General features: G+C 72.0%; 21 protein-coding genes and 1 pseudogene. 10 read left to right on the plus strand and 12 right to left on the minus strand.

Going from position 1 to position 22,743, the window contains the following annotated elements:
• Position 1 precedes the first annotated feature (1 nt).
• A complete protein-coding gene (locus IPI43_33765) occupies positions 2-1,312 on the minus strand; it encodes a CPBP family intramembrane metalloprotease (GenBank protein MBK7779031.1) in 1,311 nt (436 codons plus the stop codon).
• A 27-nt stretch (positions 1,313-1,339) separates the two neighbouring features.
• Here IPI43_33765 and IPI43_33770 point away from each other — a divergent pair, with 27 nt between their 5' ends.
• The 5 genes from IPI43_33770 (at position 1,340) to IPI43_33790 (ending at position 4,713) form a co-directional block, all read left to right on the plus strand.
• Positions 1,340-2,026 (plus strand): molybdenum cofactor biosynthesis protein MoaE, encoded by a 687-nt coding sequence (locus IPI43_33770; protein MBK7779032.1) that lies wholly within the window; start codon positions 1,340-1,342, stop codon positions 2,024-2,026.
• A 166-nt stretch (positions 2,027-2,192) separates the two neighbouring features.
• Entirely contained in the window at positions 2,193-2,621 is a 429-nt protein-coding gene (locus IPI43_33775) for a MerR family transcriptional regulator (protein MBK7779033.1), read from the plus strand.
• Between the two features lie 135 nt (positions 2,622-2,756).
• Positions 2,757-3,188: a hypothetical protein gene (locus tag IPI43_33780; protein ID MBK7779034.1), complete on the plus strand. Its 432-nt coding sequence runs from the start codon at positions 2,757-2,759 to the stop codon at positions 3,186-3,188.
• Between the two features lie 59 nt (positions 3,189-3,247).
• Positions 3,248-3,649, plus strand: a complete 402-nt coding sequence (locus tag IPI43_33785; protein MBK7779035.1) for a hypothetical protein — start codon at positions 3,248-3,250, stop codon at positions 3,647-3,649.
• The gene (locus IPI43_33790) at positions 3,646-4,713 is read left to right on the plus strand and encodes a hypothetical protein (protein ID MBK7779036.1); all 1,068 of its coding nucleotides are present in this window, start codon (positions 3,646-3,648) and stop codon (positions 4,711-4,713) included. The genes IPI43_33785 and IPI43_33790 overlap by 4 nt, the downstream gene beginning before the upstream one ends.
• A gap of 31 nt (positions 4,714-4,744) precedes the next feature.
• Here IPI43_33790 and rdgB read toward each other — a convergent pair.
• Positions 4,745-5,381: pseudogene (rdgB, locus tag IPI43_33795) on the minus strand (RdgB/HAM1 family non-canonical purine NTP pyrophosphatase).
• Between the two features lie 312 nt (positions 5,382-5,693).
• Between rdgB and IPI43_33800 the strand changes: the two are divergent.
• Positions 5,694-6,725: an LLM class flavin-dependent oxidoreductase gene (locus IPI43_33800; GenBank protein ID MBK7779037.1), complete on the plus strand. Its 1,032-nt coding sequence runs from the start codon at positions 5,694-5,696 to the stop codon at positions 6,723-6,725.
• A gap of 2 nt (positions 6,726-6,727) precedes the next feature.
• Here the strand turns inward: IPI43_33800 and IPI43_33805 are convergent, their stop codons facing one another.
• The 8 genes from IPI43_33805 to IPI43_33840 form a co-directional block, all read right to left on the minus strand.
• A complete protein-coding gene (locus tag IPI43_33805) occupies positions 6,728-7,135 on the minus strand; it encodes a PIN domain-containing protein (GenBank protein ID MBK7779038.1) in 408 nt (135 codons plus the stop codon).
• Positions 7,136-7,144: 9 nt separating this feature from the next.
• The gene (locus IPI43_33810) at positions 7,145-7,375 is read right to left on the minus strand and encodes an AbrB/MazE/SpoVT family DNA-binding domain-containing protein (GenBank protein MBK7779039.1); all 231 of its coding nucleotides are present in this window, start codon (positions 7,373-7,375) and stop codon (positions 7,145-7,147) included.
• Between the two features lie 59 nt (positions 7,376-7,434).
• Entirely contained in the window at positions 7,435-8,871 is a 1,437-nt protein-coding gene (gene gndA / locus IPI43_33815) for an NADP-dependent phosphogluconate dehydrogenase (protein MBK7779040.1), read from the minus strand.
• Complete coding sequence (locus tag IPI43_33820; protein ID MBK7779041.1) at positions 8,868-9,533, minus strand: 6-phosphogluconolactonase; 666 nt, start codon at positions 9,531-9,533, stop codon at positions 8,868-8,870. The genes gndA and IPI43_33820 overlap by 4 nt, the downstream gene beginning before the upstream one ends.
• Entirely contained in the window at positions 9,530-11,062 is a 1,533-nt protein-coding gene (zwf, locus tag IPI43_33825) for a glucose-6-phosphate dehydrogenase (GenBank protein ID MBK7779042.1), read from the minus strand. The genes IPI43_33820 and zwf overlap by 4 nt, the downstream gene beginning before the upstream one ends.
• Before the next feature lie 12 nt (positions 11,063-11,074).
• Entirely contained in the window at positions 11,075-13,078 is a 2,004-nt protein-coding gene (locus IPI43_33830; protein MBK7779043.1) for a hypothetical protein, read from the minus strand.
• 74 nt (positions 13,079-13,152) lie between these two features.
• A complete protein-coding gene (locus IPI43_33835; protein ID MBK7779044.1) occupies positions 13,153-14,328 on the minus strand; it encodes a pyridoxal phosphate-dependent aminotransferase in 1,176 nt (391 codons plus the stop codon).
• 100 nt (positions 14,329-14,428) lie between these two features.
• Positions 14,429-14,896 carry a hypothetical protein gene (locus IPI43_33840; protein ID MBK7779045.1) on the minus strand — a complete coding sequence of 156 codons (468 nt, stop codon included), beginning with the start codon at positions 14,894-14,896 and terminating at the stop codon, positions 14,429-14,431.
• A 142-nt stretch (positions 14,897-15,038) separates the two neighbouring features.
• Between IPI43_33840 and IPI43_33845 the strand changes: the two genes are divergently transcribed.
• A complete protein-coding gene (locus IPI43_33845) occupies positions 15,039-15,449 on the plus strand; it encodes a hypothetical protein (protein ID MBK7779046.1) in 411 nt (136 codons plus the stop codon).
• 4 nt (positions 15,450-15,453) lie between these two features.
• On the opposite strand, the gene IPI43_33850 is transcribed toward IPI43_33845, so the two are convergent.
• A complete protein-coding gene (locus IPI43_33850; GenBank protein ID MBK7779047.1) occupies positions 15,454-16,140 on the minus strand; it encodes a hypothetical protein in 687 nt (228 codons plus the stop codon).
• A gap of 1,208 nt (positions 16,141-17,348) precedes the next feature.
• Here IPI43_33850 and IPI43_33855 point away from each other — a divergent pair.
• Both IPI43_33855 and IPI43_33860 read left to right on the plus strand, forming a co-directional pair.
• Complete coding sequence (locus IPI43_33855; GenBank protein ID MBK7779048.1) at positions 17,349-17,504, plus strand: hypothetical protein; 156 nt, start codon at positions 17,349-17,351, stop codon at positions 17,502-17,504.
• A 75-nt stretch (positions 17,505-17,579) separates the two neighbouring features.
• Positions 17,580-18,932, plus strand: a complete 1,353-nt coding sequence (locus tag IPI43_33860; GenBank protein ID MBK7779049.1) for a cytochrome P450 — start codon at positions 17,580-17,582, stop codon at positions 18,930-18,932.
• A gap of 11 nt (positions 18,933-18,943) precedes the next feature.
• On the opposite strand, the gene IPI43_33865 is transcribed toward IPI43_33860, so the two are convergent.
• On the minus strand, positions 18,944-20,899 hold the full coding sequence (locus IPI43_33865; GenBank protein ID MBK7779050.1) for a 3-isopropylmalate dehydratase: 1,956 nt from the start codon (positions 20,897-20,899) through the stop codon (positions 18,944-18,946).
• Between the two features lie 695 nt (positions 20,900-21,594).
• Here IPI43_33865 and IPI43_33870 point away from each other — a divergent pair.
• Positions 21,595-22,743, plus strand: coding sequence for a glycosyltransferase (locus IPI43_33870; protein ID MBK7779051.1), 1,149 nt, complete (start codon positions 21,595-21,597; stop codon positions 22,741-22,743).

The raw sequence follows: 22,743 nt of genomic DNA on the forward strand, positions 1-22,743 counted from the left end.
CTCAGCCGCGCAGCAGCAGCGCGTAGACCACGGGCAGCGCGATCACCCCGTTGTAGCCGAGGTGCGCAAGGATGCTGGCCAGCGTGGAGCCGGTGAACGCGCGCACTAGCGAGAACACGAGCCCCGCGCAAGCGATGCTGACGAACGAGGGCCAGGCCCCGAACGCCTGCGGCGCATGCACCAGCGCGAACAGCGCGGCGCTGAGGCCCGTGGCGAACGCACGCCCCCGCCAGTCCTCGAGCGCGCGGAAGAGCAGGCCGCGGAAGAACAGCTCCTCGGCGAAGGGGGCCACCAACCCGATGGCCAACATGGTGAGCATGCCGCTCGGCGCGCTGACCAGCTGCTCGATGGGCGCGACCCCCGTGCTGGGCACCAGGCGTGAGAGCGGCGCGAGCCCGATGCGCAGCAGCACCCCGAGCACGGGCATGGCCAGCAGCAGCCAGGGCCACTTGCGGGGAGTCACCAGCGCCAGGCGGCCGCCGTCGCGGGTGAGCAGGAACGCGAGTAGCAGCTGGACCACGAAGAGCACCAGCGCGCCGCCCATGGGGGTGAGCGGGCTGGGCGGGAGCACCGCGCTGAGCAGGAACGCCAGCAGCAAGCCAGCCAGCGCGATGGCCACCACGCGGAGAGGCTTCGGCGGGGTGGGCGCATCGAGCGCGGTGAGCTCCTCGGCCGCGTCCTCGGCCAAGAGTTCCGCGGCCGCCAGCTCCTCGAACGCGCTGGGCTTCGGGGAGCGCACGAGCCAGGCGCCGGTGAGCACCAGGATGCCCAGCCACGCCAGCAGCGGGCCCGTCATGTGGGCCTTGCCCAGCGGGCGCAGCGCCGTGACGTGCGTCCACAGCCGCGTGTCGGCGGCCCCCACGCTGCTCACCGGGGCGCGGGCCTCGCCCTCGCGCGCCGCGGGCGGCATCTCCAGCACCACGCTGAAGTCGCCCTCGCCCGTGAGGCCGTTGGTGCGCGCCAGGTCCACGCAGGCGCCCTCGGGCCCGGAGCGGCGCGTGGCCAGCCGGGTCTCGTCCAGCGTCACGCGCAGCACCTCCTCAGTGGGCTCGTGGTGATAGATGACGAAGGACGCGCGCTTCCACGTGGCGGGCTCGAACCCGTCGGTGGCGCACACGCTGAACGACACGCTCTGCCCGCGCGCGAGCGACAGCCGGCCGAGCGTGGCGGTGGGCTCCCGCAGCTCGCCGAGCGCCTGCAGCGGCCCGCGGTAGTCGCGCTCGTCCACGGCCAGCGTGGACACCTCCGACAGCGTGAGCAGCAGCCCTGCCACACCGAGGAGCGCTCCGAGGACGAGCAGCGCGCGACGCATGGCGCAAATCCTGTCATGTTCGGGGGCGTGACGGATCAAGAGATCACGGTTCGGTACTTTGCCGGCGCGCGCGAGCTGGCGGGCGTCCCCGAAGAGCACCTCGCGCTCGGCACCATCGGCACCCACGCGGAGCTGCGCGCGGCCCTCGGGGCGCGGCACCCGGGGCTCGCCCCGCTGCTGGGCTGCATGCGCCTGGCCGTGAACGACGCCTTCGTGGACGCCTCGTATCAGCCCCGCGCGGGCGACGTGGTGGACGTGCTGCCGCCCGTGGCCGGGGGCTCGCTGCCGCTGGCCGAGATCCGCACCACGCCGCTGTCCATGGACGAGGTCTATGCCGCCGTGGCACATCCGTCGGCGGGGGGCGTCACGCTCTTCGTGGGTGTGGTCCGCGACACGGCCGACGGGCGCCCGGTGGCGCGCCTCGACTACGAGCACCACCCGGCTCTCGCCATCGCCGAGCTACGCGCCGTGCTGCGCGAGGTCATGGACGAGCTGGCCAGCGAAGGGGTCCGGCTGGCCGCTACCCACCGCATCGGGGAGCTCGCCGTGGGTGACCTAGCCGTGGTGGTGGGCGCCTCGGCCCCGCACCGGGACGCGGCGTTTCGCGGCTGCCGGCTGGCCATCGACCGCATCAAGGAGCGGGTGCCCATCTGGAAGAAGGAGTGGGAGCCCGGCGGCGCCGCCCACTGGGTGAACCTCGACGACCACGGTTGACACCCGGGAGGCCCGCTCCATAGTCTGTTCTCCTGTGCCAGAGACCGTTCACCACGAAGGCGAGGCCGCACGGCCGCATGCATCGCGCGCGTCCCAGCCGCCGCATTCGCAGCCGTCGAACGGGGACGTACCGGGCCCGGCCAATGGCCCGCTGACCACCGGCGACATGGCGCGCCTCACGGGCAGCACCCTCCGGACCGTACGTTTCTACGAACAAGAAGGCCTCATTCAGCCCCTCGACCGAAAGGACGGGGGGCATCGTCAATTTGGGGCCTCGGAGCTGGAAAAGCTGCGGCTGGCGCTGGACTTGCGCGAGGCCGGGCTGAGCCTGCCGGACATCAAGCACATGTTCAGCCTGCGCCACGCCTGCACGGAGCGTGGGGGCGCCAGCGCGGCCATGACGGCGCTGCTCAGCGAGCGAATCGGCGAAGTGCAGGAGAAGATCCTGAGGCTGCGCCGGCTGCGTGAAGAGCTCACTGCCATGGCGTCGTCGCTGACCGAGTGCGAGGGGTGTCCGCAGGGGACCTGCGAGGGCTGTGACGTGCTGGCGGCCGAGGCCGCGCCGCGCAGCTTGCGGGTGCTGCTGCAGGACTGACGCGCAGCCGGGGGCGGGTGTCCCTGGACCGGGAGTGGCGGCCGCCGGAAGAAAAGCGCCGCGGGGACGCAAAGCGGGCCGGGCCGGGCCGACAAGGAGCCGTTCGCACCCCTGCCGGGTGCAGAAAGGCCCAGCATGACCAGCTCCCGCATCGATCCCCAGCAGAGCGTCTCCGTCCGCTTGCCCTCCGAGCGCCAGACCCCCCTGCCCGCCTCGCGGCGCTTTCGGGAGGCCCTCGATGAGGGTGCCCAGCGCATCGTGGCCAGCGCCGCCTCGCTCACGGGCGTGTCGCCCCTCTCACAGTCCACCACCGCGTCGCGCGTGGCGCCCGGGCGGGCCGCGCTGAGTGAGGCGGGCGACTCGGGCCTGCCGGACCTGGCCCCCGAGGTCGGTAGCAGCAGCGGTTCGTCGGCCGGGAGCAGCGCCACCGGGGTGCCGGACGACACCATGGAGCTGCTCGAGATGCAGCGGCGCATCGGCGCCGAGCAGGTGCACTTCTCCACGCTCTCCAACGTGCTCAAGGCGCGCCACGACACCGCCAAGTCGGTGGTGGGCAACATCCGCTGACGCTTGCCCGTGGTGCGCCGTGGCGCGCGCTGCGGGGAGCGGCTACAAGAGCAGAGACCATGACGAGCCCCATCAAACCGCCCTCGGGTCCCCCGGTTGCGCCCCTCGCGGGCCCATCCCAAGGCGCCGCCGCGCGCCCCGGCAGCTCGGCCGGCGAAGAGTTCAAAGCCAGCTTGGACGCCATGGATGGCGCGGATGGCGTGGATGGCGTGGCTGGCCGCGCGTCGGCGGCCACTGGCGCGGCCGAGGCGTCTGGCGTTCAGGCGCTGACCGCCGCGCTCCGCACCGGTGAGCTGAGCCCCGCGCAGGCGCTGGACGCACTGGTGGCGCAGGCCCTCCAGGCGCCCGACGCACAGCGCCTCGAGCCGGCCGCGCGGGCCGAGCTCGAGCAGCACCTGCGCACCATGCTGGCGGAAGACCCGTCCCTGCAAGAGCTGACGAGCGACCTCAGCCGGACATGAGCCGAGGCTGGGCACGGCTGGGGGCGCTGCTCACCTGCGCCCTGCTCGGGGTGCTCCCCGCCTGCTCGGAGCGCAGCGATCGCGCGCCACCCGCCGACGTGGACCGCATGGCGCGGCCGCGCCCTTCGCTGGACCAGGTGTACGCCCCGGCGGCCCGGGGCGAGCGCGACCCCACCTTCCGGGTGCGTGTCCCGCCGCGCCCCGATGACGAGTACACGGCACGCACGCCCGTCCCCGCGCGCCGCTTGGTGTACCGCATGCGCCTGATGGTGCACGGCACGTTCGGCACGCCCCCGCCGGGCACGCCGGCCGCCGGCGCCGAGCTCAACCTGGACATGACGGCCGACCGCCTGCGCGCGCGCTTCCTGGGCGACACCTGGCCCCTGCAGCCCGGCGCCGAGGTGCGCGTGCGGCGCGGCGCCCCCGGCACCTACGTGTTCGATGCGCAGGGCGGCCGGCACATGGGGCCCGGCGAGCTGAGCGGCTGGTTCGTGGGCGAGCCAGTCACGCGCGAGCCCTTCATCCGCGTGCGTGCGCCGCGGGTTCCGTCCATTGGGCCTGCGCCCATGATCTGCCGGCTATTGGCCGAGTGGGGCAACGGTCGCTACAGCTCGGTGTCCAGCCGCTGCCGCGACGGCGCACCGCCGTGGTTTCGCGTGGGCACATGGTTCGGGACCCTCTCGGCGGACGTCACCATGGACCTGCCGCAGTCGTCCCTGCGCGCCGACGAGCGCGAGCCCCCGCTGCGCCAGCCGCCGGTGGAGGGCCGCACCATGATCTCCACGGTCATGCGTGAGCGGCTGTGGCCGGCCACCACGCCCACGTACGACCCGGGCCCGCTGCCGCGCGAGCACGGCACGCTGATGGTGGAGAACCGCACCCCACGCAAGATGGTCATCGTCGTGGACGCCGTGGCCGTGGCCTGGGTGGAGTCGGGCACCACGTTCGCCATCGAGAACCTGCCCGCGGGCACGCACTGGGTGGGCGCGCAGCACCCGTTCGGGCAGCAGGCCATCTCGCCGGTGGAGCTGCAGGTGCCGGGGACGTTCGTGGTGGACCGCTGAGGGGCGCGACCCCTGCGCCCGCCACCACCCCTCAAGGCGCAGAGAGATACGCGGCCAGCGCGCGCACGGCGGCCCCCCGATGCGAGCGCGCGTTCTTCTCGGCGGGGCTGAGCTCGGCGCTGGTGCGGCCCACGTCCGGCAGGAACAGCAGCGGGTCGTAGCCGAAGCCGTTCTCGCCGCGAGGGGCGTCCGCCACGATGCCCTCGTAGGTGCCGCGCGTCTCGAAGAGCACATCGCCGCTCGCGTTCACCAGGCACAGCGCGGCCACGAAGCGGGCCGTGCGCGCCGCGGGGGGCACGCTCGCCAGGGCGGCCAGCAGCTTCTCGTTGTTGGCCGCGTCGCGCTGCTCGCGCGTACCGTCCACGCCTGCGTACCGCGCGGAGTACACGCCAGGGGCGCCACCAAGGGCGTCCACCTCGAGGCCCGAGTCCTCGGCCACGCACGCGCGCCCGGTGAGCTGGGCGTACCCCACGGCCTTCTTGCGGGCGTTCTCCTCGAACGTCAGGCCGTCCTCTTCGGGCTCCGGGCGGCAGCGCGCCGTCCGGGTAGAGGTCCGCCAGGCTCAGGACGTGCACTCCGAGTGGTTGGAGGACCTCGCGCACCTCGCGCACCTTGTTGGGGTTGCCGGTGGCCAGCAGGATCTCGGTGAGGGTGGGGGCGGTGTCCATCGCGCGGGGAGCCTGTCGCAAGGAGTGGATCGAAACAAGCGCCAGCGAGGCCCACTGCATCGTTGTCGTTGTCGTTGTCGTTGTCGTTGTCGTTGTCGTTGTCGTTGTCGTTGTCGGCGACGGCGACGGCGACGGAGACGCCCCCTCCGCGACAACGTCAGGGCTTGGTCAGCCTCGCATCGCTATCGATGGCGCTCCCGTCGCCGACAACGCCCACGCCCACGCTCACGTGGGGGCAACGTACCTGCGGGCATTGGGCTTCGCCCCCGTTCGGAGCTTGACGGGGGAGCCCACGTGCTTTGAAGTGCCGCCATGCGTCACCGTATCTCGCTCCATCTGACGGGTAGCTCGGCTGCGGACCTGATTCGCGCCGCGCGCGCCTGCGAGGACGCTGGCGTCCACTCGCTCATCGCGTCCGAGCTGTACACCAACCCGTTCGTACCGCTGGCCGCCGTGGCTTCCAGCACGTCGCGCATCGGGCTCGGCACCGGCATCGCGCTCGCGTTCGTACGCAGCCCGCTGTCGCTGGCGCTCGAGGCGCTGGACCTCGACGCGCTGACCAGCGGGCGCTTCACGCTGGGGCTCGGGACGGGCGTGAAGACGCTCAACGAGCAGTGGCACGGGGTCACCAACTTCGGCCCGCCGGTGCTGCACATGCGCGAGGTGGTGGCGTTTTTGCGGCTGTTCAACGCGGCCTGCCACCTGGGCAAGCCCATCCACTTCGAGGGGCAGTTCGTGAAGGTGAAGATGGACGGCTACCAGCGGCCCACGGCGCCCCAGCGCGAGCGCATCCCCATTCACCTGGGCGCCAACCGCGAGAAGATGCTGGAGCTGGCCGGTGAGGTGGCCGACGGCGTGCTGGGGCACGTGTTCGTCTCGCCCCGCCAGCTGCGCGACGAGGTGCTGCCGGCCATCGGACGCGGGCTAGCGAAGGCCGGCCGCGCGCGCGAGGACTTCACGCTGGGCGCGGGCATCACCTGCGCCATCGACAGCGACCGCGAGACCGCACGCCACCACGCGCGCGGGCCGCTGGCGTTCTACGCCACGGTGCGCACGTACGAGCCGCTCTTCGCAGCCGACGGCTTCAGCGCCGAGGTGGCCGCCATTCGCGAGGCCTTCCACGGCGGCGACAAGAAGCGCGCAGTGACGCTGGTGACCGACGCGATGGTGGACACCTACTGCGCCGCGGGCACGCCCGACGACGTGCTGCGCAAGGTGGCCGAGTACGACGGCCTCTTGGACATCAAGGGCGTGAGCCCGCCGCGCCACTTCTGCCCGCCGGACGCCCACGAGGCGTATCGCGCGCGTATCCTCGAGGTGTTCGGGAACCCGACCCTGGGCTGACCTCAGCGTTCGGGGACGAACGGGTTGCGGACGCGTAGTCGCTGGTCGATCAAGAGACCATCCTGCATGTCTTCGCTGAACAGCGTGCTGCACTCGGTCTGCAGGGCGGCCGCACAGATGAGAGCGTCGTAGAACGACAGTTGGTAGCGCTCCGCCAGTCTACGGGCCTCATCGTGGGTGCCCTCGGTCAGTGGGGCAATCGTGCAGAAGTGGCGCACGAGAGACAGGAACTCTTCGATCTCGCGCCAGTCCATCCCGAGCTTTCGACGTGCCACGTTCGTGACTTCGTTGAGCACCTGAACGCTGATGGTGACGCCGGCGCGCAGCAGGTCTTGGGCGCGGTCCGCGCGGGCTGGATCCGCCGACAGTAGGTAGAGCAACACGTTGCTGTCGAGGAAGCCAGAGCTCATGCCGGGCACTCAGCGGGTGTTGGACTCATCGCGATCGAAGTGGAAGTCCGCAGGCAGGCGGCCTCGGAAGGCGCGCAGTCGTTCTAGTAGGGCGTCCGCCCCCGGCTTCTTCTTGAGGGCGACGCTACGCGCATCGATGACGTGAACCTCTACGTCGTCGCCTTCCTCGAGCTTCAAGGCTTCGACGACCGAGGCGGGGATGCGGATGGCGAGGCTGTTGCCCCATCGGGAGACTTGCATGTTCGAGCCCTGCGGTTGGATATACAACACACGATTGTATATCCAGATACCCTGGGCGTCTAGCTCGGCCGGCGCGGCCACTCGGTGTGCACCGGTAGCTCGGGCGCGTCTCGCCGGCGATACGTGTGACTGCCGAAGTAGTCGCGCTGCGCCTGGATGACGTTGGCGCTGCCCTGCACCGTGGTCAGCGTGTCCAGCCAGCTAAGCGACGCCGACAGCGCGGGCACCGGCAGCCCCGCGAGCGCGGCGGCCGCTACCACCCGGCGCAGGGCCGGCGTGGCCGCCTGGAGGCGTGGCGCAAGAGCGGGGGCCAGCGCCAAGAGTGGCAGCTCGGGGTCCTGCTTATAGACATCACGAATGACACCCAAGAACCCAGCGCGAATGATACATCCCGCGGTCCAGATGCGGGCCACCTCGGCCAGGTCGATGCCGTAGTCGCGCTCCTCGCTGGCGGCGCGGAGCATGGCGAAGCCCTGCGTGTAGCTGGCCACCTTGGCGGCAAAGAGCGCCTGCCTCAGCGTCTCCACGTCCACGCCCGCGAAGGTGTCCCCCGGCGCGCGCAGCGTGCTGCCCGCCGTGACGCGCAGGCCGAGCGTGCTGGAGAGCGAGCGGGCGTCCAGCGCCGCCGCGATGGTGGGCACGGGCACGCCCAGCTCGATGGCGGCGATGACGGTCCAGCGGCCGGTGCCCTTCTGGCCCGCCTGGTCCATGATGGCGTCCACCAACATCTCGCCGGGGCGCTCGGGGTCCTCGGTGTGGAAGATGTCCGCCGTGATGTCGATCAGGTAGCTGTCGAGCTCGCCCTCGTTCCAGGCCGCGAACGTGGCGCCCACCTCGCGCGCCGTCTGCCCGAGTCCCTGCCGCAGCAGCGTGGCCGCCTCGGCGATGAGCTGCATGTCCCCGTACTCGATGCCGTTGTGCGTCATCTTCACGAAGTGCCCCGCGCTGCCGCGGCCGCAGTAGGCCACGCACGGGCCGCTCGCGCTCTTGGCCGAGATGGCCGTGAGCACGGGCTCGAGCCGCAGCCAGGCCTCGTGGTCGCCGCCCGGCATCATGCTGGGGCCCAGGAGCGCGCCCTCGCTGCCGCCGCTGATGCCCATGCCCACGAAGCGCCAGGGGGTCTGTGCGGCCCGCGCGCTGCGCCGGTCGGTGTCGGTGTAGAGGCTGTTGCCACCGTCCACCACGATGTCGTCTTCTTCGAGGAAAGGCGCGAGGCCGTCCAGCACCGAGTCCACGGGCCGGCCGGCGTTCACCAGCAGCACGATGCGCCGCGGCCGCTCGAGGCCCGCCACCATGTCTTCGAGCGTGGGTGAGATGTGGAAGGTGTGCTCGGGCTCGAGCTCCGCCAGCTGCGCGCCGGCGGCTGGGTTCACGTCGAAGCCGCCCACGCGCAGGCCGTTCCGCGCGAAGTTGCGGGCCAGGTTGCGGCCCATGACACCGAGGCCCACCACCGCCACGTCGTTGAGCGGCTGCGCCGGAGAAGAAGGCTTGGTCATGACGGGAGCTCCTGGTCGGTGATGAAGACGAGCCCGGGCAGGCCGCTGGTGGGCAGCCCCGGCTCGCCGCGCAGCGCTCGCTCGAGCGCGGGCCGCTTGCTGGGCCCAAAGGCCAGCACCACGTTGTGGGTGCTGCGCATGAGCGCAGAGTGCGTGAGCGTCACGCGCCAGGGCGGTGGCTTCGGGCTGTCTTCGATGTGCGCGATGAGCGTGTCGCTGCCCGCGTGGGCGTGCCCGGGGAAGAGCGAGGCCACGTGGCCGTCGGGCCCGAGCCCCAGCAGCACCACGTCCAGCCGGTCGTTGAAGCGACGGCGAAACGGGAGCGACGCGCGCATGGCCGCCACGTGCGGGCGCTCACCGTCGAGGTACAGCGGCAGCTCGTGCCCGGGCGGGTGCGCGTCCGACAGCGCGCCCGAGCGGTGCAGCTCCCCGCGGTTGCTCTCGGCCGAGTCGAAGGGGACGCAGCGCTCGTCGGTGTAGGTGAGCAGCACGTGACGCCAGCGGTCCCCGAGCGCCTCGCGGATGGGACCCACCGCCGCCGCCGCCGAGCCGCCTGGCACCGCCAGCCGCGGCTCGGGCAGGGGCGTGAGCAGGGCCACCACCTCGGCCACCGCACGCGCCACGGGGTCGCGGTCCACCACGCACGTGGGCCGCAGCCTCACGTCTCGTCTCCGGTGCTCCAGCTGCCCTCGCAGCCGTTGAACAGCGAGTTGGCGGCGGCCGGGCCCCAGGTGCCCGCGGGATACGACAGCATGGGCGGCGGGTCGTCGCTCTCCCACGCGCTGCGGATGGCGTCGGCGAAGCGCCAGCAGGCCTCGATCTCGTCGGCGCGCAGGAAGAGCGTGGCGTCGCCCTCCATGGCGTCCAGCAGCAGGCGCTCGTAGGCCGGCGCGCTCTCCTCACCGAACACCTCGCCGTAGTCGAACGACAGCTTGGCGGAAGCCATCTCCATGTCGGCGCCGGGCCGCTTCACGCCGAACGACAGCGAGATGGCCTCGCGCGGCTGGATGCTGAGCGTGAGCACGTTGGGCGGCTTGCGACCCAGCTTGTGCTCCTTGAGCAGGCGGCGGAACTCGGGCCGGCTGATGCCCGGCGGCCGGTTGAAGAGCGACAGCGGCGGCGTGCGGAACTGCACCTGCACCTCGGTGAACTTGCTGGGCAGCCGCTTGCCGTGCCGCAACAGGAAGGGCACGCCCGCCCAGCGCCACGTGTCGATCTCGGCGCGCACGGCCACGTAGGTCTCGGTGTTGCTCTGCGGTGAGACGCCCTCCTCGCGCAGGTAGGCTGGCACGGCCACCCCGTCGAGCTCGCCGCCCGTGTAGCGCGCGCGCACCACGCTGTGCTTCACGTCGGTGAGGTCGGGGATGTGCAGCGCCTCGAGCACGTCCACCTTCTCGCCGCGCACCGCGTCAGCCTGCAGCGAGGGCGGCGGCTCCATGGCGATGAGCGCCAGGATCTGCAGCATGTGGTTCTGCAGCATGTCGCGCACCGCGCCGGACTGGTCGTAGTAGGCGCCGCGCCCGCGCTCCATGCCCAGCGGCTCGGCCACGGTGATCTGCACCAGCTCGATGTGGTTGCGGTTCCAGAGCGGCTCGAAGATGGCGTTGTGGAAGCGGAAGCCGAGCAGGTTCTGCACGGTCTCTTTCCCGAGGTAGTGATCGATGCGGTAGATCTGCTTCTCGTGCAGGTGCTCGTGCAGCTCGGCGTTGAGCGCGCGCGCGCTCTGGAGATCCACGCCGAAGGGCTTCTCCACCACGACACGGCGCCTCCCGAGGGCCGCGTTCTCGGCCATCTCCACGAGGCCCGCCTGCGCCAGGTGCGTGACCGCAGAAGCGAACAGCGACGGCGCGAGCGACAGGTAGAAGATGCGCGTGGAGTCCTTGCCGCCCGGGAGGCCGTCGAGGTGCTCGCCGAGGCGGTGCATGTGCTCGGGCACCATGACGTCGGCCGAGACGTAGGTCACGCGCTGGGCGATGGCGTCGAACGCGGCGTGCTGCTTCGAAGGGAGCGCATCGCGCAGCTCGGCGCGGTACTGGTCGTGGCTGCGCTCGGCGCGCGAGACGCCCACCACGTGGAAGCCCTCTTCCGGCAGGCCCTTCTCGGCCAGCCGCGTGAGCGCCGGCATGAGCTTGCGGAGCGTGAGGTCTCCGGTGGCACCGAAGATGACGAGCTGGATGGGGTGCGCGCTCATGGCGCAGTTGTATCAGAGGGCGAGCGCGCGGATCCGAAAGAAGCCCACCTCGATCTGCGGGCGCCGATAGCTGGCTGCCGCAGCGGGCACGGCCGCGATGGTCTCCACGTGCAGCGGCTCGAGCACCAGCTGCGCCTCGGTGGCCGCGCACTCCGCCCGGAGCGCGGTGGGATCGGGGCTCGCGGGAGGCTCGTCCTGACGCTGCGACCAACACGCGCTGGGACGGTAGTAGTAGGCACAGCCGTCCCGTGACAGCGATGCCGCAACACGCGCGGTGACGTCGTCCGTCGGCAGCAGCGCCTTCCACCGGGTTGACTCGAGGCGCTCACGAGTGAGGTAGGACGGCGCGCCGGTGTAGGCGTCATCGACCGTGGGCGCGACCCACACGTCGCACACCGCAGTCAGCGCCGGCAGCGCGCGCAGCACCGTGCTGCGTTCGTTCTCGTAGACGAAGGACTCCGACAGGGGCCCGGGTGACACGGCCACCGACAGCCCCATCGCGATGGCCACGGCCGCAGGGATGCCGCGCTGGACCCGCCGTGCCGTCAGCTTGGTGGCCAGCAGCTCCAGCAGGTTCACGATGCCCACCCCCGCGATCATGGCGTGGAGCGGGGTGGCGGCATACTGGAGCCGAGCGAGATTGAGGCGCCCCCCGGCCATCCCGGGCAGCGTCATCCCGAGCGCCGCGAGCAGAAGCGTCACGAGCACGCGGCGACGCGCCGGGTAGCGCAGGGCGGCGAGCCCCGCCACCCACGCCAGCCCGATCAAGGGAGGGGTCGAGTAGGTGTTGAGGAACGCGTTGAAGGGCCGCTCGGGCGCAAAGCCCAGTGTGGGGAGCAGGAGTCGGGGGGCATCGAACAGTGGGCCGAGCACACCGTCGCCCATCACCTGCGCCGCACCGCGGCTCTCCAGCTGGAGCGCGAGCAGACGCAGCATGATGGCCCACACAGCCCCCGTGCCGGCCAGCGCCAGCAGCGCCCGCGGGGTGGTCACGAACGCGGCCGCGTCGTCCCGAGCGATCAGGCCGAGCGCCATGACCAGTGGCGCCGCGGCCAGCACGGGGTGAAAGCTGGTGGCCAGGACTGCGAACAGCCCCGCAGACGCAAGCCACGACGCGCGCTTGGCGCTGACGGCCGCCCCTGTGAGCGCCACGGACAGCATGACGAAGAACGCCCCTGGCACGGTGCGCACCTCGGTCATGGCGAAGTAGGCCGCGCAGGGGAGCAGCGCATAGACGGCCGCAGCCCAGGTGGCCTCACGCGTGCTGCGCAGCCAGCCCAGCGCTGCCAGGTAGACCAGCGGGATGGTGAGCACGGCCAGCGTGGCTTGGAGCGCGATCCAGGTGGCTTCCTCCTGCGGCGCCAGCGCGAACAGGAGCTCGGCGAGCGCGGCGGGACCACTTCCGTGCGAGTCCAGTCGCGGCAGCCGCTCGCCCAGGAGGGCGGCCATGTCGCCGAAGCCGTGCGGGTGCCCGGAGCCTCCCTCGAAGCCCGGCACGCGATTGCCCCCCGCCACCCGGAGCAGGGCGCCGCTCGTGGTGAACACCACCAGGGGCAGCGCATGCGCTCGCAGTGAGCGCCCCGGCACGGGCTCACTGCCGAGTCGCCGGCGCTGGTGGAGGTCCACAGCCAGCCCCACCAGCAAGAAAGCGGTGGCGAGCGCCAGCAAGAGCTGCAGCAGGAGCACCACGCGTGACACCTTGACCCGGAGCGCGGGCGAGGTGGGCGCAGGCTCCGTGCGCTCCGCGTCCCGCAGCAGAAGCAACACCGCCTCCTGCAGTGCCGGCGGCGCAAAGCCCTCTGGCGCCGGCTGGATGGCGTAGTACTCACTGTGCGCCTGGCCATCCCGCTGCGCGCGCGCGTTGATCTCGAGGTGGGCCGCCTCTTCGCCCCGCGCGAAGTGGAGCCGCACGAACTCGGCGTGGGACTCCACGTCCACGAGCTGCCAACCGTCTGCGAGCGTCTCGCCGCGGTGCGCCTCGAGGCTTGGCATCTGCGCCTGGCAGGGCGTGGCCATGGCCAGGAGGAGGCAGCCGACGAGCCACCCGGCAGTGAAGAGCCGGTGGCCGCGCCGCCTCCATGCCACCGCGCTCACGTGGCCGCTTCCGCGAAGAAGGGGGCGATGCGGTCGAGCGCATCTGCGAGGGCCGCTTCGTCCACCGCGGTGTAGCAGAGGCGCACCCACTTTTCGTAGCCCTGCCCGCAGACCAGCCCGGGCGTGAGCAGCACGCCCACGTCCGCACAGCGCTCCAGCAACGGCGTGGCATCGGCGGCCGTGCCTATCAAGTGGGATACGTTGGCGAACAGGAAGGTGCCGCCCGCGGGAGGCGCCACACCCAGCGTCCTGGCTGCCGCCCTCCCGGCTCGCCCGTATCGCTCACGACACGTGGCCAGGAAGTCGTCACCCTCCAGCAGCGCCCGGGCCGCGCCGATCTGCATGGGAGTGGGCGCGCCGTAGGTCATGAAGGTCTGCATGCCGCGGATCTTGCGCATGACTTCGCTCGGCCCGTGCGTGTAGCCCACGCGCCCCCCGGCATAGCCATAGCTCTTGCTGAGCGTGTGGCTGGCGATGGTGCGGCCCACGAAGTCTGGGCGGGTGTAGATGGGCTGCGGTGCGTCCTGTCCGAGCCACAGATCCTGATAGGCCTCGTCCGCGAGGACCCAGAGGTCATGACGCTTCGCCACCCGCCCGATGGCGGCCAGCACGTCGTCCGAGAGCACGCGGCTGGTGGGGTTGTGCGGCGTGTTCACGTACACGGCCACGGTGCGCGCGGTGACGGCGCGCTCGAGCGCCGCCTCGGGGTCGAACGCGGGGTCGTCGAGCTCCGTGAAGAAGGGCACCTCCACCGCGCGTGCGCCGCGCACCGCCGCGAGCCCGCGCGCCAGAGGCCAGAACGGCGCCGGGAGGAGCAGCTCGTCACCGGGCTCGAAGAGCACCTGGGCCACCACGTTGAGCCCGGCGGTGGCCCCCGCCATCACCTGCAGGTCGTCGAGCGCCACGTCCCAGCCGGCGCGCGCCTTGATGCGTGCCCGGATGGCCTCGAGCAGCTCGGGCAGGCCCTGCACGGGTGCGTAGCGATGCAGCCCGGCGTGGTCCTGCGTGAGCAGCGACTCGGAGCGCGCGGCCATTGGGGGCTCGAGGTAGGTGTCCCCCACGTGAAGCGGATGCACCACGCGCCCGGACGCCGCTGCACGTGGCGCGAGGGTGGTGTACACGCTGTCGGTGACCGTGTCCGCGGCGCGCGACGTGGTCGGAAATCGGGGCATCGTGGGGAGCCAGTCGCTGGGGATGAGCTGGGATCTGTACCCTCCCTGGCCGTCCGCCATCAAGTTCGGTGCGATGGCGAACCAACACGGCGGCGGAGAATCAGCGCACGGCCAGCCGTGTGCGCGCTGGGTCGGCCAGGGGTCGCATGGCGCTGCGCACGGCCGCCGTGATACTGGCCGGGACTGGGTCGCGGCCCCCACGGGCCTCGGCGCGCCCGGTGAGCAGCATTCGCACGGCGCCCCCTCGACGCTCCGATACCAATAGTGAGACCTCGGCGCGCACGCCGTGGGGCGTCCGCTCGAGCCGCACCAGCGAGCCCTGCACCAGCACCTGTGCGCGCGCCGGAGCCGTACGGTCCACCGTGGGCAGTGCATCGAGGGCCTGCTCGAGCGCCGACCGCAGGGGCCCCTCGAGTGCGGCATCGCCCGCCGCCTCGGTGCTGAGGGTGCCGATGGCCACCCGCAGGGTGGTGGTGGCGGAAGCCGAAGACGCATGGAGCCCGAGCGCACCGAGGACACCCATCAGGGTGATCCAGGTGCGCGGGCGCGAAGAAAGTCGCCCGATCATGGTGGTTCTCTGGTTCGTGCTCGGGAGCCCGTGCACCCGAGGACACCGCACGCCCGCGGTTCACCAACGCGAGTATCACCGAGGCCACCTGCGTACAAAAAATGCGCAATGTGTCCTCGAGGGGTGCTACCAAGATGAGGACATGTCCCACGACGACGCGCTCGCCACGGAGGGGGACAACCATCGCTTGATCCTCACGGACGGAATCGTGCGGGGCGCGATCTGGAAGCGGCCCGATCTGGACAACGCTCAGGGGGCGGCGAACGCGCAGCAGATCGAGCACGCGCTGCTGGGCTGGCTGTCGCGCCGACCGCAAGGGCTGTTCCTGGACGTGAGCGAGGGGCCGGAGGTCGCGGGCCCCAAGACCGAGGCGACCATCGCCGCATGGTTCGAGGCGTACGCCAACGCGAAGATCCCGGTCGCCGTCCAGGTGGGCCCTTCGGCCATGCAGCGCATGCAGTACCAGCGGCTGTTGCACGAGAAGCTGGGCCCGCGCGGGCGGTTGTGCGCAGGGCTGGACGAGGCGCTGGCGTTCTTGAAGCAGCCCGCCTGACGGCTCAGGCCGCCCGCTGCCGGAAGCGCCGCGAGGCCAGCTCGGCCAGGTGGCCCGGCAAGCGCAGGAGCGGGAGCTCGAGCGGCTGCCGCGGGAAGGTGCGCGCGCAATAGTTGCAGAAGCGGATCAGGCTCATGAACTCGGGGCGCAAGAAGGCCGCTACCTCGGCCTCGCCGGGATAGCGGAGCGCCTCGGCCTGGTCGATCCAGCCGCCGGGCTCGAGAAAGTGCTGTCGGTAGCGTGAGGCCTGCGGCACCACCAGGTCGATGCGCTGACGCTGCCGCGCGCGCTCGGGGGTGCGGCCGTCTTCGATGTCCTGCGCGTAGCGGCGAAACGCAGCGAGGCCACCCGGCACCGTCTGGATGAGCTGCAGGTCGTAGGCCGGCATGCCCTCGTGGTAGACGAACATGAGGTGGCGGTAGAGCGACTCGGCCTCCGCGTGCAGCCCGTGGCCGATGCGCAGGTGGTCGGGACCCACCTCCCACAGCACCAGCGGCGTGCGCAGCAGCGGGTGACCGAGCGGTGCGCCGGCGTAGCGGTCGTCGTCGCCTGCGTCGGGCAGCAGCACGAACGGCGCCATCTCCAGCTGCCCCTGGAGCAGCTGGAACGGGGTGGGCACCTGCGGGATCAAGCCCGCCTCGACGAACACCGAGAGCCGCACGGCGGCGTCTCGACTCAGCTCACGTTCCATGACCGTCAGGATACGTCATCGGGCGAGCGGGCGCGATGCTGGCTGGCCCACTCAGCCTGGGCGCACCGTCACCAGCCCGTCCAGCAGCCGGGTGGGCGGGCGGGGGGCCCGGTGCTGGCGACGGGGCTCGGCCTGCGTCTCGCCGGGGCGCCGGGACCGCAGGGGGCGGGGCGGGGCCCGGGCCGCGCCGGGGCGCGGGGGGGGGCGGCGTGCCCGCGTCGAGGGCGGGGCGCGGGTCCTGCCGCGGGCGCGCAGCGGGCGTCCGCGGGGGGGGGCGGGGCCCTGGGGGCGTGGGGGGGCGGGGCGGGGGGGGGCGGGGGTCTCCGGTGTGGGGGGGCGGGCCAAGGGGCGTGGCCGGCGCGCGTGTTCCGGGCGCCGGGGCGGGGGGGGGGGGGTGGCGGGGGGGGGCGGGGGGCGGGGTTCGTCGCGGGTGGGCGCTCGTTGGCGCCCGGGTGTGGGCTTCTCCCGGAGCGCGCGGGGTGTTTGCCGGGCGCGGCGGGGCGGCGGGCCGGGGGGGCTGGCGGGCGGGCTGGGGTTCCGGCGGGCGGGTGGGCGGCGTGGCCGTTCCGGGTCCCCGGGGGGGGCCGGGCCTGGGCGCGTTCCGGGGGGGGCGCGCCGGGGGGGGGCTTCGCGCTGGCGGTGGCGGGGGGCTGCCGCGCTGGGGGGCGGGGCGCCGGGGCGCGGGCGGCCGGCGGCGGCCGGCGGGGCGGGCGGGGGGGGGGGGCGGGGGGGCGGGGCGGGGGGGGGGGGGGGGGGGGGGGGGGAGGGGGGCCGCGTGCGTGGGGCGTGCCTGGCCGGGTCGCGGTGCGGTCGCCACCTTTGCCCGGGGCGGCGCGGGGCTGGGCGGGCGCCCCGCCGGGCGGGGGGGCCGGGGGGGGGGGGGGGGGGGGGGGCGGGGGGGTGGGGCCCCGGGGGGCGCGGGGGGGGGGGGGGGGGGCGCGGGCCCCGGCCCCGCGGTGGCGATGGGGGCGGGGTCCTCCGCGCGCGCGGCCGCCGACTGAAGATCCTCTACGTGCTGCTCCTCGCCGGGCTCGGCCTGCTCGCGTGGACCGTGCTGGTGTGGCTCTTCCCGGGGCGCGTCTGGCTGGGGGCGCTGCTCTTGGCGCCGCCCTTGCTGCTGCCCGGGCGCATTCAGGGGGCCTACTTTCGGCCGTTGTTCCCTCGCGCTGGACGTCGCGTACCCGCTGCCGCACGTCAACCTCGCGCGCTTGGCCCTGGTCGACGGCGACCGAGAACAGGCGGAGCGCCACCTCGCCACGGCCAAGGCGCTCGGATACAGCGGGACCGTGCTGGACCAGCTGCTCCACGAGGCTCAGTCGCTGTTGGCACGCATCGAAGGTCGCGCGGCGCCGCGTGGGGACTGATGGGCCGGCAGCAACCTGACGAGCCCCGCATTCGAGGGGGTCTCGCGCCGAGGCGTGCGTGGTAGCGTCCGCCCCGTGTCCTCCGCTGCGCCGCGCACCATCCCGCAGATGCCGGGTCCCGTTTTCATCGGTCCGCTTCGCCGCATGCAGGCCGACCGCGGACGCTTCCTCATCGAGGGCCACGCGGAGCATGGAGACACCTTCGCGGTGCGCATCTTCGGGCGCGACATCGTGTTCACGCGCGACCCCGCGCTGATCAACGCCATCAACGTCACGCACGCCTCGAGCTTCTACAAGCCCGCGCAGATCAAGTTCATGTGGGAGCCCTTCCTGGGAGAGGGCCTGGTGCCCAACGACGGGCCGTCGTGGAAGCGTCAGCACAAGCTCATCCAGCCGGGCTTCCACAAGCGCCGCGTGGACGCCTACGCCAGCACCATGGTGGACTTCACCGAGCGGCTGCTCCGGCACTGGGTCCCGGGCGAGCAGCGCGACGTGCGCGCCGACCTGTTGGAGCTGGCGCTCGAGATCGTGACCAAGACGCTCTTCGACATCGACATCGCGGCCAGCGACGCGAGCGCCATCCACCGCGCCATGGTGGACGTGAGTGAGCGGCTGGTCGCGGACTCCGACCTCTTGATCCCCCGTCCGCGCTGGTGGCCCACGGAGGCGAACCGCCGCAAGTACGCCGCGATCCGGGCGCTCGAGGACATCATCGCGCGCGTGCTCGAGGAGCGGCGCACCCACGGCGAGGACCGCGGCGACCTGTTCTCCCACATGGTGTTCGCGCGCGACGAGCAGGGCGGCATGAGCGACAAGCAGCTGCGCGACGAGGCCATGACGCTGATCTTCGCGGGCCACGAGACCACCGCCCACGCGCTCACCTGGACCTGGTACCTGCTGGCCAAGCACCCCGAGGTGGCGGCGCGGGTGCGCGAGGAGCTCCAGCGTGTGGTCGGCGGTGGGCGCGTGGGGCTCGAGCACCTGAGCGAGCTCACCTACCTCGAGTCGGTCATCAAGGAGTCGCTGCGCGTGTTGCCCTCCGTGTGGGCCTATGCCCGCGAGGCGCAGGAGGACCTCACCTTGGCCGGCTACACCTTGAAGCGCGGCACCACCATCACCATCTCGCACCTGGCCATGGGCCACAGCGAGACCTACTACCCGGACGCCACCCGCTTCATGCCCGAGCGCTGGACCCGCGAGTTCGAGAAGAGCCTGCCGAAGGGCGCGTACACCCCGTTCGCGGCCGGACCGCGCGTGTGCCTGGGCAAGCAGTTCGCCATGATGGAGATGATCATGGTGCTGGCCACCATGCTGCGCGCGTTCGAGCCCAACCTGGCGGACGGCTTCGAGCCCGACTTCATCACCGAGCTGTCACGCCACCCGGGCGCGCGCGGCATGCAGATGGTGGTGCGGCCGGTGCCCGCCTGACGCTCGGAGGGTCAGCCATGCGCCACGACGCGGCCCGCGATGGCGCTGGCGGCCACCGTGAGCGGGCTGGCCAGCCACACGTCACCCGGGCCGCTGCGGCCGGGGAAATTGCGGTTCTGTGCGCTGATCGTGACGGTGCTCGCGTCCTTCGAGGCGCCCGGGCCGGCGTTGATGCACGCGCCGCAGCTGGGAGCCAAGACGGTGGCGCCCACGTCGCGGAAGATGGCGTCGTAGCCGCGGCTCTCGGCGTAGGCCCGGATGTGCTGGCTGCCGTACTGGATGAAGCACGAAACCCCGGGCGCCACGCGCTGACCCTTGGCGAGCGCATCTGCGAAGACGCTGGCGTAGAGGTCCATGTCGTGCGCCTTGCCGCCCGTGCAGGAGCCGCCGTAGGCGATCTGGATGGGCACGTCGGCGTCCAGCGCGGCCACCGCCTGGCCGTTCCGCGGGTCTCCGGGGCGCGCGATCATGGGCGTGAGCGCGGTGAGGTCCAGCTCGAGCTCGTGGGCGTAGTGCGCACCCTCGTCGCTGGTCACGGTCATGGCCCGCAGGGTCTCGCGCGAGAGCCCACGCGACTTCTCGAGCGTCTCGATCACCAGCTCGTCCGCCGCGATGATGCCCGTGAAGCCGCCCGCCTCGACCGCCATGTTGGTCAGCGTGGCGCGCTCGTCGAGTGGCAGGCGAAACACGCCGTCACCCGTGAATTCCAGCACCTTGCCGATGCCCTGGCTGGTGCGGAAGAAGGGCAGCGCCAAGAGCGCCAGCATGATGTCCTTGGCGGTGGTGCCCGCAGGCAGCGCGCCGCGCAGGGTGACGCGCACGCTGTCGGGCACGCGCACGCGCACGTCCTCGGTGAACCACGCGTTGGCCATGTCGGTAGAGCCCACGCCGAAGGCGAAGCAGCCCAGCACGCCGGCCATGCAGGTGTGGCTGTCGGTGCCCACCACCACCTGCCCGGGCAGCGCCAGGTCCTCCACCACCGCGTTGTGGCAGATGGCCTCGGAGCCGCCCCGCGGAGACTCGCCATACAGGCGCAGCACGTGCTTCTCGGCGAACTCGGCCTGCGTGGTGGCGAGCGCGTTGGCCTTGTCCAGCAGCCCCATCTCGATGCGCGCCTGGGGCATCACGTCGCCAATGAAGGTGAGGTGGTCGCGGAACAGCACCACGCTCTCGGGGTGGCGCAGCGCGGCCTCTTGCCCGAGGGCGGCGCGGAAGAGCGCGTCGGCCATGGGGGTCACGTACTCGTGCGCGAAGCGCAGGTCCGTGCGCACGAACAGCGCATCTCCGGGGGCCACCGCCGGCACCCCCAGCGTGTCCTGGGCCGCGTCCACCACGGCGTGCCGGGCCAGGATCTTCTCCACCATGGTCATGGGCCGCGCCGGTGTGGTGACGGGCGGCGGCGCCAGCTCCCCCGCGAGGCGCGCGCGGTTGTAGGCAAACAGGCCGCCGGCCCGCACGATGTCCGCGCTGATGGCGTCGAGCCCCTCGGTGAAGGCGTCGATGGACACGGTCTCACCCGCCTCGAGCCGCGCCAGCACGGTGAAGTCCGTGGTGGTCAGCAGCCCGATGTTCTGCGCGTTCTGGCCGTAGATCTTCTCGATGCTCTCGGCCACGACCACACGCACACCCGCGGCCAGCTCCGAGAAGGGGGCCGTCTCGCGCGACGACCCGCAGCCCTTGCTGCGCCCGCTGACGATCACGTCGAAGCCCCCGTCGCGGATGGCGTCCTGGGTGATGGCCTCGCCCGCGAGCCCGATCAGGCAGTAGCGGCCGAGCGTCTCGTCGTAGTGGAAGCACACCCAGCCGGGCGTGATCTCGTCCGTGGAGATGGCCGCACGCAGCGCCTGCTCCACCGGCCACTGGAGCGTCTCTCCGGCCAGCTGCCGGCGAACCCACGCGACGTCGTCGGTCAGGTAGAGGACACGTCCTTCGAGCTTTACGGGGTCACGCGGCACGGCCCCGAACATTGCGGGACCCCCGCGCCCGCGCAAGCTCCCCGGCCGCGAGGCCGCCCCCCCGACCGGATGCCCCTAGAAATCGTGTCTCATTCTGAGACCGCTTCCGAAAAGTTCGCACAATTCAAAGTACTGCGGAATACGCTGTGGGTCGGCCAAGAGACCCTGGGCCCCGCACCCCAGTCGAAAACGTGAACGCACGAGTGCATAGCTTACTGCTGCCGGACGCAGGCACACCGGAGCAAGTCGAACGTCGGGTGCAGATTTGGGCGGCGCGCCGCCTCGGCGCGCTGCCGCCCACGCGCGGCATCGTGGGAGCGCAACGCTGGCTATCTGGAGCACTCGCGAGCGACCGCGCGAGCGCGCTCGCAGCGCTGGGCACCACAGAGGTTCTGGAGAGCCTCATCGCGGACACGGCTCCCGAGACACTCGCGCTCCGGCGCCCACCGCCGCGGCCCCCTGTCGTCATCGAAGCTCCGTGGCCGAAGCTGAGCGCGCATGTGCGTGGGGTGGGCGATCCCTCTGGGCTCGGCGTCGCATGTAGCTCAGCGTCGCATGACCTCGTGGTCGCCGCTGTCGAAGCCCGAGTTCGACTGCTGCACGCGATGACTCCGCTCATCAGGGCTCGAGGAAGGATTCGCGCTGGTCATCCGATCGAGGTCGGACGTGCCCTCGCCCGTTGCACGGCGCTGTCAGTGGTCGCTGCCGTGACCGACCGGGGCCACGCGGAGGCCGCCGCGGCGCTCAGCGACCTTTCCATTGGCGCTCGGCCCACACCGGCCGGTGAGGCCCACTGGAATGCGCTGCATGCGGCCACCACCAAGGACTCACGTCCACGCCTACTCTGCGTCGACCTCGACTTCGACGACTTCGTGTACTCCGAAGCCGTGTCGCGCGCCCTCGTGCGAGAGGCCGCGTCTGCGGGGTGGGCGGTCGATTGGATTCGACCGCATCCGGCGGACCGCCTGCGCCTCGAAGCCGAGCTCGGGGAGATGCCCGACGTGGAGTTCGCGGGGACGGAGTGGTGGTTGCGCGACGTGGGTGAGGTGCGCGAGTTGGCTGACTTGGCGAGTTCGGCAACGGCGGTGTTCGGCAACCTGCGGCCACCCGAGTGGATGTGGCTGGCGACCGCTGCGCCAACCTTGCCATGGGTGGTTTGGGCGCGGCACCTCGAGTGGACGCTCCGCCAGCTGAGTTATCCCCCGGTGAGTCTGAAGCACCTGCACATGTGGGTGATGGCTACACCCTTCGGATACGACCTCGAGTCGTACACACGAAACGTGCACTACCAATTCTGGCCCATGGAACTCGACCGGCTGTCGCGCGAACGCAGCGTGGTGTGCGGTCGGGTGTTCGGAGGAGGGGACAGCGGCCGCGACCACGGGGTCTTGCTCGAGGCCGTAGAAGGAACCGAGCTCCAGCTCGTCCTCGTGACGTCCAATCCGGGCCCGCCTCACCCCAACGTGACGCATACGGGCAGGCTCCCGCTCACGGGCTTCTGCGACGCGATCGCCGAGGCCGAGATCGTCGCGATTCCGTTGGTAGGCTACACGCGCTCCATCGGGCTCACCGTGCTCGCGCTGGCCATGCTGATGGGGCGTGCCGTGGTGGCCACGCGCAACGCGCATATCGAGCACTACGCGAACGACGGGGAGCACGTGGTGCTCGTCCCCGAAGGCGATGCGTTGGCGCTGCGAGCGGCTCTCCTCGACCTCCACACCGACCATGCGAAACGAGAACGGATCGGCCGCGCCGCGCGGGAACGTGCCCTCCGCGACTTCGACGTTCGCCAGATGGCTGCTGCGATGATGGCTGCCATCCACGCCGAATTGGCGGCGAACGAGGGCAAGATCTAA

Source organism: Sandaracinaceae bacterium (assembly GCA_016706685.1).
In the GTDB taxonomy this organism is placed as follows: domain Bacteria; phylum Myxococcota_A; class Polyangia; order Polyangiales; family Houyiibacteriaceae; genus JADJJE01.